This window comes from Vibrio mimicus CAIM 602, from assembly GCF_000338875.1.
GTDB lineage: Bacteria > Pseudomonadota > Gammaproteobacteria > Enterobacterales > Vibrionaceae > Vibrio > Vibrio mimicus.
Map to the genome: position 1 here is coordinate 1 of NZ_AOMO01000041.1, position 8,273 is coordinate 8,273.

The 8,273-nt window shown below is 45.4% G+C and carries 8 protein-coding genes and 1 riboswitch; of the genes, 6 read left to right on the forward strand and 2 right to left on the reverse strand.

Annotated elements, in window-relative coordinates:
- Window positions 1-26: 26 nt before the first annotated feature.
- Window positions 27-464, forward strand: a complete 438-nt coding sequence (gene tnpA / locus D908_RS06565; protein WP_000503158.1) for an IS200/IS605 family transposase — start codon at window positions 27-29, stop codon at window positions 462-464.
- Window positions 465-676: 212 nt separating this feature from the next.
- On the opposite strand, the gene sthA is transcribed toward tnpA, so the two are convergent.
- Window positions 677-2,077 carry a Si-specific NAD(P)(+) transhydrogenase gene (gene sthA, locus D908_RS06560; protein ID WP_005525429.1) on the reverse strand — a complete coding sequence of 467 codons (1,401 nt, stop codon included), beginning with the start codon at window positions 2,075-2,077 and terminating at the stop codon, window positions 677-679.
- Window positions 2,078-2,386: 309 nt separating this feature from the next.
- Between sthA and fabR the strand changes: the two genes are divergently transcribed.
- Complete coding sequence (gene fabR, locus D908_RS06555; RefSeq protein WP_000838359.1) at window positions 2,387-3,028, forward strand: HTH-type transcriptional repressor FabR; 642 nt, start codon at window positions 2,387-2,389, stop codon at window positions 3,026-3,028.
- A 40-nt stretch (window positions 3,029-3,068) separates the two neighbouring features.
- The gene (locus D908_RS06550) at window positions 3,069-3,440 is read left to right on the forward strand and encodes a YijD family membrane protein (protein WP_000102534.1); all 372 of its coding nucleotides are present in this window, start codon (window positions 3,069-3,071) and stop codon (window positions 3,438-3,440) included.
- 38 nt (window positions 3,441-3,478) lie between these two features.
- Here the strand turns inward: D908_RS06550 and trmA are convergent, their stop codons facing one another.
- Window positions 3,479-4,588: a tRNA (uridine(54)-C5)-methyltransferase TrmA gene (trmA, locus tag D908_RS06545; protein ID WP_005525431.1), complete on the reverse strand. Its 1,110-nt coding sequence runs from the start codon at window positions 4,586-4,588 to the stop codon at window positions 3,479-3,481.
- A gap of 150 nt (window positions 4,589-4,738) precedes the next feature.
- A riboswitch (cobalamin riboswitch) is annotated at window positions 4,739-4,941 on the forward strand.
- 33 nt (window positions 4,942-4,974) lie between these two features.
- Between trmA and D908_RS06540 the strand changes: the two genes are divergently transcribed.
- From D908_RS06540 to murI, 3 genes are all read left to right on the forward strand, one after another.
- Window positions 4,975-6,816: a TonB-dependent receptor domain-containing protein gene (locus tag D908_RS06540; RefSeq protein ID WP_005525433.1), complete on the forward strand. Its 1,842-nt coding sequence runs from the start codon at window positions 4,975-4,977 to the stop codon at window positions 6,814-6,816.
- Window positions 6,817-6,869: 53 nt separating this feature from the next.
- Window positions 6,870-7,529, forward strand: a complete 660-nt coding sequence (locus D908_RS06535) for a Dph6-related ATP pyrophosphatase (protein ID WP_032467655.1) — start codon at window positions 6,870-6,872, stop codon at window positions 7,527-7,529.
- A gap of 53 nt (window positions 7,530-7,582) precedes the next feature.
- The coding region (murI, locus tag D908_RS06530; RefSeq protein ID WP_005525437.1) for a glutamate racemase at window positions 7,583-8,273 on the forward strand (691 nt) is incomplete at its 3' end.

Here is an 8,273-nt window from a genome sequence, read left to right on the forward strand (position 1 = left end):
ACCATAAGTAAGAGGAGTCAAATAACATGGGCGACTATCGAAGTTCATCACACGTCTATTGGCGTTGTAAATATCATATCGTTTGGACACCAAAATTTCGTTTTAAGATCTTAAAAGGCAATGTGGCGAAAGAGCTGAACCGTTCGATCTACATTCTTTGTAATATGAAAGATTGTGAAGTATTGGAGCTAAATATTCAGCCAGATCACATCCACTTAGTTGCCATAATTCCTCCGAAAGTATCCATTTCGACATTGATGGGAGTTTTAAAGGGTAGGAGTGCTATTAGATTATTTAACAAGTTTCCACATATCAGAAAAAAGTTATGGGGAAATCATTTTTGGGCACGAGGCTATTTTGTAGATACGGTTGGTGTAAATGAAGAAATCATCAGACGGTATGTTCGTCACCAAGACAGAAAAGAGCTTGAGCAAGAGCAGCAGCTAGAGTTGTTGAGAGATTAACAGCGTCGTAGCCCCCTTTTAGGGGGCTTATATTAAAACCGCCTTCTAAGAAGGCGGATTTTTATCTTTATCTAATATCCTCTTCCTACTTGAAGCAGCAGTATTGACTACGTTCATTCACCCCAATCACATAGTTGTCTATGTTCATGGGGATGAACTCACTTGCCGCCTACCTGCAACTCCAAGTAGTTTGGGTATAAAACGCTAGCGTATTAAAACAGTCGGTTAAGACCATTTAAGGCCGCGACACGGAAGGCTTCCGCCATCGTTGGGTAGTTAAAGGTGGTATTCACGAAATACTCAATGGTATTGGCTTCGCCTTTTTGTTCCATGATTGCTTGACCGATATGGATAATTTCTGCAGCTCGCTCACCAAAGCAGTGAATGCCTAAAATCTCTTTGGTTTCGCGATGGAACAGGATTTTTAAGCTGCCAATATCTTTCCCGGCAATTTGCGCTCGAGCCAAATGTTTAAAGGAAGCTCGTCCCACTTCATAAGGTACTTTAGCGGCAGTAAGCTCTTGCTCGGTACGCCCAACAGAACTGATCTCTGGGATGGTGTAGATACCGGTTGGGATGTCTTCAGTCAGTAAGTTAGCCGCTTGACCATGAATAATTGCTTGAGCCACGAATCGCCCTTGGTCATATGCCGCACTCGCGAGGCTTGGGTAACCAATCACATCACCCACTGCATAAATGTGTTCCACTTGAGTCTGGTAGTTGGTGTTTACAACTAACTGACCGCGTGAGTCCGCTTGTAAGGCAACCGATTCCAAATTGAGTTTATCGGTATTACCTGTACGTCCGTTGGCGTACAACAAGCAATCCGCGCGCATTTTCTTGCCAGATTTAAGATGAATGATCACACCATCACTGGTGCCTTCAACTTTGTCGTAGGTTTCATCATTGCGAATCACTACGCCACTATTCCAGAAGTGGTAGGACAGTGCATCGGAAACTTCATTATCCAGAAACGACAGTAAGCGATCTCGTGTGTTGATCAAATCCGTCTTTACATCCAAGCCGCGGAAGATCGAGGCATATTCGCAGCCGATAACGCCCGCGCCGTAAATGATGATATGGCGAGGATCGTGTTCCAGATTCAGAATTGAGTCGCTGTCATAAATGCGAGGATGACCAAAATCGACATCTTTCGGATGGTAAGGGCGCGAGCCAGTGGCAATGACAAACTTATCTGCACTGTATGTTTCGATGCTGCCATCGGCTTTTCTCACCGCCACTGTGTGCGGATCGATAAAGTGTGCTGCCCCAAAAATTAGCGAGCATTGATTGCGATCGTAGAAGCCTTGGCGCAGACGAGTCTGTTTATCAATCACACTTTTGGCGTGGCCTAAAATGGTCGAAAAAGTAGCGTGAATACTGGAGTTGTTCTTACAAAACAGCGGGTTGCTATTGAATTCGATAATTCGGCTAACCGCGTGGCGCAGGGCTTTAGAAGGTATGGTGCCCCAGTGGGTGCAACCACCGCCGACACTGCTTTCTTTTTCTATGATAGCGACATTTTTTCCCCCTTTGGTGAGCCCCATGGCTGCACCTTCACCGCCAGGACCGCTGCCGATCACAATGACGTCAAAGTGGTTTTTCTGTCCCATAGTTGATCCTTGTTATATTTGCTTAACATTGCTGTTGCGAGATTTTAACGCATTCCCTAGCGAGGAAACATGACTCAAGGCGCAGAGAGTGGAGGGGATCACGCCTTCGTTGTAAAAGCCCCATTTTGTATTGCTCCGGCTTAATCACTTTTGATTACATTGGTTTAGCAAGATATGACTCATTTTTCCCATGTGAGTTTGCGAAAATGGCGGATGTCTCATAGTGAAGCGCTTTGTTGCTTAGACAAGGCTGCCAATCAGGTTATAGTATGGACCACATTATTCGACTTAGCTGAGAACTGACTGGGTATGAAATCGTTGGGAATCCGAGCACAACAAAAAGAAAAGACGCGCCGCTCTCTAATTGATGCCGCTTTTAGCCAACTGAGCGCTGACCGGAGCTTCTCTAACTTAAGCCTACGTGAAGTTGCCCGAGAAGCGGGAATCGCACCGACCTCTTTCTATCGTCATTTTAAAGACATGGACGAACTCGGTTTAACCATGGTGGATGAAGGGGGCTTGTTGCTGCGTCAATTAATGCGCCAAGCTCGGCAACGTATTGTCAAAGAAGGCAGCGTGATCCGCACCTCCGTGGAAACCTTTATGGAATTCATTGATAGCAGCCCCAACGTATTTCGTTTGTTGCTGCGTGAGCGTTCTGGCACATCGTGTGAGTTTCGTGCAGCAGTAGTGCGAGAGATCCAACATTTCGCCGCTGAGCTAACCGAATATCTGGTTGCGACAGGCATGACGCGTGAAGAGGCGATGACTCAAGCGGAAGCCTCGGTGACTTTAGTCTTTAGTTCAGGAGCGGAAGCCCTAGATTTGGGGCGACATGAGCGAGATGAACTGGCTGAACGACTGATTATGCAGCTACGCATGCTGGCGAAAGGTGCGCACTGGTATCGTAAAGAGCGTGAACGTAATCGTCTCAAAGGCACTATTGAATAAGAGCAATATCAAATAAAAAAATCGCGAATAAGGAGAAGAGATGTCAACGGAAAAAGAAATTAAATCAACGCAATCGGAGCGTAAGACCCTAATTCTGGCGCTGGTTGCGGGTATGTGTAGTGATGCTTTGCTTTCATGGCTAACCATGAGCTCAGTGCCTTTTTCTCTGTTTGCTTTGATTGCTTTAGTGCTTTCTGTACAAATGCTTTATCAAGAGTATTTAACCAATCCTGTGGCGGAAGAGATCCCGTTAGTCAGCCTCGCCTGTTTCTTCGTGGGTGCATTTGGTCACTCTGCTTTCGTGAAAGCGCATTATCCACATGAAGGCTCCAACTTCTTATCGATTGTGATTGTGCTACTGCTGATCTTTTGGATTGGCCGCAAGCTCGGTTACATTGGCAGACAGCCATAAACAAAAAAACGAGCCATCTGGCTCGTTTTTTTATGCAGTTACTTTTTACGTTCCAACATCACACCCGCTTCCATATGGTGGGTGTAAGGAAATTGGTCGAATAGGGCAAAGCGCACCACTTGATGGGTTTCACCAAGTACCTGCAAGTTCTCTTGCAGCGTTTCTGGGTTACAGGAAATGTATAGAATTCGCTCATAACCTTGCACCATCTTACAGGTATCGATATCCATGCCTGAGCGCGGTGGATCGACAAAAATGGTGTTGCAACGGTAGCTTTGCAGATTAACTCCCGCATCCTTCAAGCGATTGAATTCGCGTTTGCCTTCCATCGCCAGAGTAAACTCTTCTGCTGACATGCGAATGATCTGTACATTGTCGATCTGGTTGGCTGCAATATTAAATTGCGCAGCTTCTACAGAAGGCTTGGCTAATTCGGTTGCCAAGACGCGATCGAAGTTTTGTGCCAATGCCAGTGAGAAGTTGCCGTTACCGCAATACAGCTCAAGCAAATCACCGTTGCTATCTTGGGTACAGTCGACCGCCCATTCCAACATTTTTTCAGCTACCTTCGCGTTAGGTTGGGTAAAACTGTTTTCGACTTGCTTATACACATAAGGTTGGCCGTTGACCTGCAATTTTTCGACGACGTAATCACGATCCAGCACCACTTTCATTTTGCGAGCTCGGCCGATTAAGTTCAGGTTGAATCCTTCGTCGTTTAGGCGCTGTTTAAGAGCTTGCGCCGCAGTGATCCATTCCTCGTTGAGTTGACGATGGTAAAGCAGTGACACCAAAACCTCACCGCTGAGGGTTGAGAGAAAATCAACCTGAAATAGCTTGTGGCGCAGAATGTGACTGCCCTTCATCGCATCCATCAGCAGTGGCATCAAATCATTGATTAGGCGACTCGCGGCTGGAAATTGGTCAACGCGGTATTTTTCGCGAGTCTCTTGATTAAACATGATGTAGTACATGTCATCGCCTTCATGCCAAATCCGAAATTCAGCACGCATGCGATAATTCGCCACAGGCGACTCAAACACTTCCAGCTCTGGCATGGAGTAATTAACAAACATCGCTTTTAAACGGGCGATTTTGTCTGCCAATTGAGCTTGGTAGAGTTCAGGGTTTACATCAAGAGTCGCCATTGGGGTACCTTTTTATGGGCTATTACAGAAAGAGCGCAGATTTTATTCAATCTCGGCTGCTTGTCCAGTTTTGCCCCTACTTTAGGCTGGATCTTCTCTGTAAAACATAGCGGATCTGAATCTGTACTGGACAATTTTTCGTTCACTCAATACTATCTGCGCCAAGCTGGTGCTATTTAGATGCCTGGATGGCTAAAGATGGCGGAAGAGGGAATCCGGTGTAAATCCGGAACTGACGCGCAGCGGTAAGAGAGAACGAACGCTCAAGCGACACTGCTCTTAGAGTGGGAAGTCGAGCCAGTAGGCTATAAGTGCTCTCAAGTCCGAAGACCTGCCAGCAGCTGAGTACTTCACTCAGTAGGATTCACGCGATTTAGGACAACAAAATGCAAAAGTCTCTTTTAGCGATCATTCTAGCATCGCTGCTTACCCCTATCTCTTATTTACACGCTAGTGAAGCACAACCACAAGAAACGGTTGTTGTGACGGCGAATCGTTTTGAGCAAGCTGAATCATCCGTTTTAACATCCATTAGTGTGGTAACTAAGGCTGACATCGAAAAACTGAATGTCACATCTGCTTTAGATATATTGAAAACACTACCGGGTGTTGAAGTGAATAGCCAAGGTGGAAAAGGGCAAATCAGCAGTATTTTTTTACGTGGTACGTCATCAAAACACACGCTAGTGTTAGTTGATGGAGTAAAGATTAACTCTGCGACAGCAGGTGGTGCGTCGTTAGGTTTAATTCCAGCATTTGCGATTGAACAAATAGAAGTTGTGCGTGGTCCAAGAGCTGCTATTTATGGTTCAGATGCTATTGGGGGGGTTATTCATATAAAAACTATCCCTGATAGCCGTGAAACTAAGCATGATGCGAACTTAGGTTATGGCAACGATGACCATTCGTCGTTGGCGTGGCGCTCCACGGGACAACTCAATGATTCGACTCAGGCTTCTTTTGTTTTCTCCGATGAGAAGAGCGATGGGTATCGAGTCAATGAGGTTGCACCAAGTAGCGATAGCCATGGTTTTCAATCACAAACTTTATTTGGTGCTCTTCGTCATGACATCAATGATGCTTGGTATGTGCAGTTTAATGGTTACCAACTTAGCTCAGATGTGGAGTATGCAAATCAGTTTTCAGGTGTGAAAAATGAAAGCAATACCGATTTTTATAGCGTAGCTGGCGCCCTAAACTTTCATAAAGATAACTACGCCTCTCAATTGATGGTGTCGCGTAGCGACAATGAATCATGGGATGGTGTTGAGACTGGTACGGTAGCCAAGACGGCCCTTTTCTCTAGTCGAAATTCAGTATCTTGGCTGAATCACTGGACAGTTATACCTACATTAAACTTAGCCGCGGGCATCGATTATGATCAAGAGCATGCTCGACAAGGCGGAGCGAATAGCAGCAATTACAGTAAAACAGAGAAAGACAATAAAGCTGCGTACGTTACCGCGCAGTTCTCAAAGGATATCATCACTGCAGAAGCCAGTATTCGTTACGATGACGATAGCGCATTTGGCGATCAAACCACTTGGAACTTAGGTTTTGGTGTTGCTCCATCTGAATATGTTGAGTTTGTTGCTTCAACAGGTACCGGTTTCAAAGCTCCGACATTTAATGATCTTTATTGGCCTGGCTCAGGCAATCCAGACTTAAAGCCTGAAACTTCTAAGTCATCAGAGGTGGGGATCCGAAGCTATTTGTCCTTTATTCAGATTGAGATTTCTGCATATCGCAATGAAATTGAGGATATGATCGATTGGGCTCCTACTGGGCCTGGTGGTGCTTGGATCCCTTCAAACATTGATAACGCTAAAATTGAAGGTATCGAAATTGAAGCCCTGTTTGAAACGGGGGTGATTGAGCATCGTGTATCTGCGGAATGGAAAGACCCACGAGATACATCAGACGATAGCCTTTTGATCCGAAGAGCGAGAGAGAATTTCAGTTGGGTATCAACTTACACGGCGGATAACTTTGGTCTTTCTGCTGTTGCGAATTACGTGGGTGATCGTAAAGACAGTACTGGTAAAACGATGGATGCTTATACTGTGTTAGATCTCAGTGCCAACTACAAGTTAACAGAGGCTATCACCCTGGGTGCCAGAGTCGGCAACATTTTCGACAAAGAGTACCAAACAGCACATAGTTCGGGTGGTAAATACTACTTAGGTGAAGGTCGCAACTGGTTTGCGACGGTAAATTACCGTTTCTAATAGTTAAAACCGCCTTCGGGCGGTTTTGTTTTTGGGATAAAACAGTGAATAAAATGAAAGTCATCATCAGTTGGTCATCAGGTAAAGATTCGACCCTCACCTTAGAGAGATTACGTGAAAGAGCTGATGTTGAAGTCGTTGGCCTCGTTACCACGTACGTAGGTAATGAAGTGCCTTTCCAAGCGACACCCATTGAAGTGCTTGAGCTACAAGCTCAGCTAGTTGGTCTTCCTTTGATTAAAATTGAATTACCAACGGTCTTTCCATCCAATCCGATTTATCAAAGCCGAGTAGTGGAAGGGTTACAGAACTCAGGCGTGAGGTTTGATGCAATCGCTTTTGGTGATCTGTTTTGCAATGGCATCGCTGAGTACCGAAAAGGTTACTTAGAGCCCGCCGGATGGGAATGTCTCTTCCCTCTAATGGGTGAGAGCTCAGTGCAACTAGCGCAAGAAATTATAAATCGAGGCATTCAAACCTTGGTGGTCACGACTGATGGTAATCCGCTCAGTTCAGATTATTGCGGACAATGGTACAACCAAGCATTTTTACAATCCCTGCCAAAAGGCGTCGACCCATGTGGGGAAAATGGAGAATTCCACACCCTAGTGACTCAAGCCCCATGCATGTCAGGACACTTAGAATTAGTGTTAGAAGGGAAAAGCCAAACCGAACGTTTCTGTTATCAAAGGTATCGGGCGTGGATTGCCTAATTTAACAGAGAGAGTATGATCGACCCGTTTTTTCTAGCTAGGTTGTCGCACTCGTGTCATCTCCATCTTTTCCTCGTGTTCTGATTTTCGATTCTGGTGTTGGTGGTCTTTCTGTATATCGGGAAATAGAAGCTCGTTTGCCGCAACTTAGCTATATCTATCTATTCGATAATGCCGCTTACCCCTACGGTGAATTGGCTCAAGAAACCTTGATTGCGCGAGTAGATGCCTTAGTCACTCGTATGGTTGAACAAGAGCGGATTGATCTCGTTGTTATAGCTTGTAATACCGCGAGCACCATAGTGCTGCCAGTGCTACGTGCCAAACTCACGATACCCGTGGTGGGGGTTGTACCTGCCATCAAGCCAGCTTCATTAATTGCCAGCAAGGCAATTGGGCTTATCGCCACCCCCGCAACAGTAAAGCGTCAATACACACAAGAGCTTATTCGAGACTTTTCTGCCAACAAAAATGTCGAACTATTGGGTTCAACTCGACTAGTTAATATGGCTGAGGAAAAATTGCGCGGTAAGCCACTTGATCTCGAAGAGTTAGAAAACATACTGCACCCTCTTAAGCACACCATTGATGTGGCAGTACTAGGTTGTACTCACTTCCCACTTATTAAAGAAGAAATTCAACAAGTGCTTGGTGAACAGGTGCAATTGATCGATTCTGGCCTAGCGATTGCACGACGAGTTCAAGAACTGCTGGGAATAAGACAAAGGGGAGGGGGGAAATCAA

Excerpts from the sequence above, each read along its gene's own strand:
- tnpA (WP_000503158.1), top strand. The coding sequence starts at position 27 with ATGGGCGACTATCGAAGTTCATCACACGTCTATTGGCGTTGTAAATAT.
- sthA (WP_005525429.1), bottom strand. The coding sequence starts at position 2,077 with ATGGGACAGAAAAACCACTTTGACGTCATTGTGATCGGCAGCGGTCCT.
- fabR (WP_000838359.1), top strand. The coding sequence starts at position 2,387 with ATGAAATCGTTGGGAATCCGAGCACAACAAAAAGAAAAGACGCGCCGC.
- D908_RS06550 (WP_000102534.1), top strand. The coding sequence starts at position 3,069 with ATGTCAACGGAAAAAGAAATTAAATCAACGCAATCGGAGCGTAAGACC.
- trmA (WP_005525431.1), bottom strand. The coding sequence starts at position 4,588 with ATGGCGACTCTTGATGTAAACCCTGAACTCTACCAAGCTCAATTGGCA.
- D908_RS06540 (WP_005525433.1), top strand. The coding sequence starts at position 4,975 with ATGCAAAAGTCTCTTTTAGCGATCATTCTAGCATCGCTGCTTACCCCT.
- D908_RS06535 (WP_032467655.1), top strand. The coding sequence starts at position 6,870 with ATGAAAGTCATCATCAGTTGGTCATCAGGTAAAGATTCGACCCTCACC.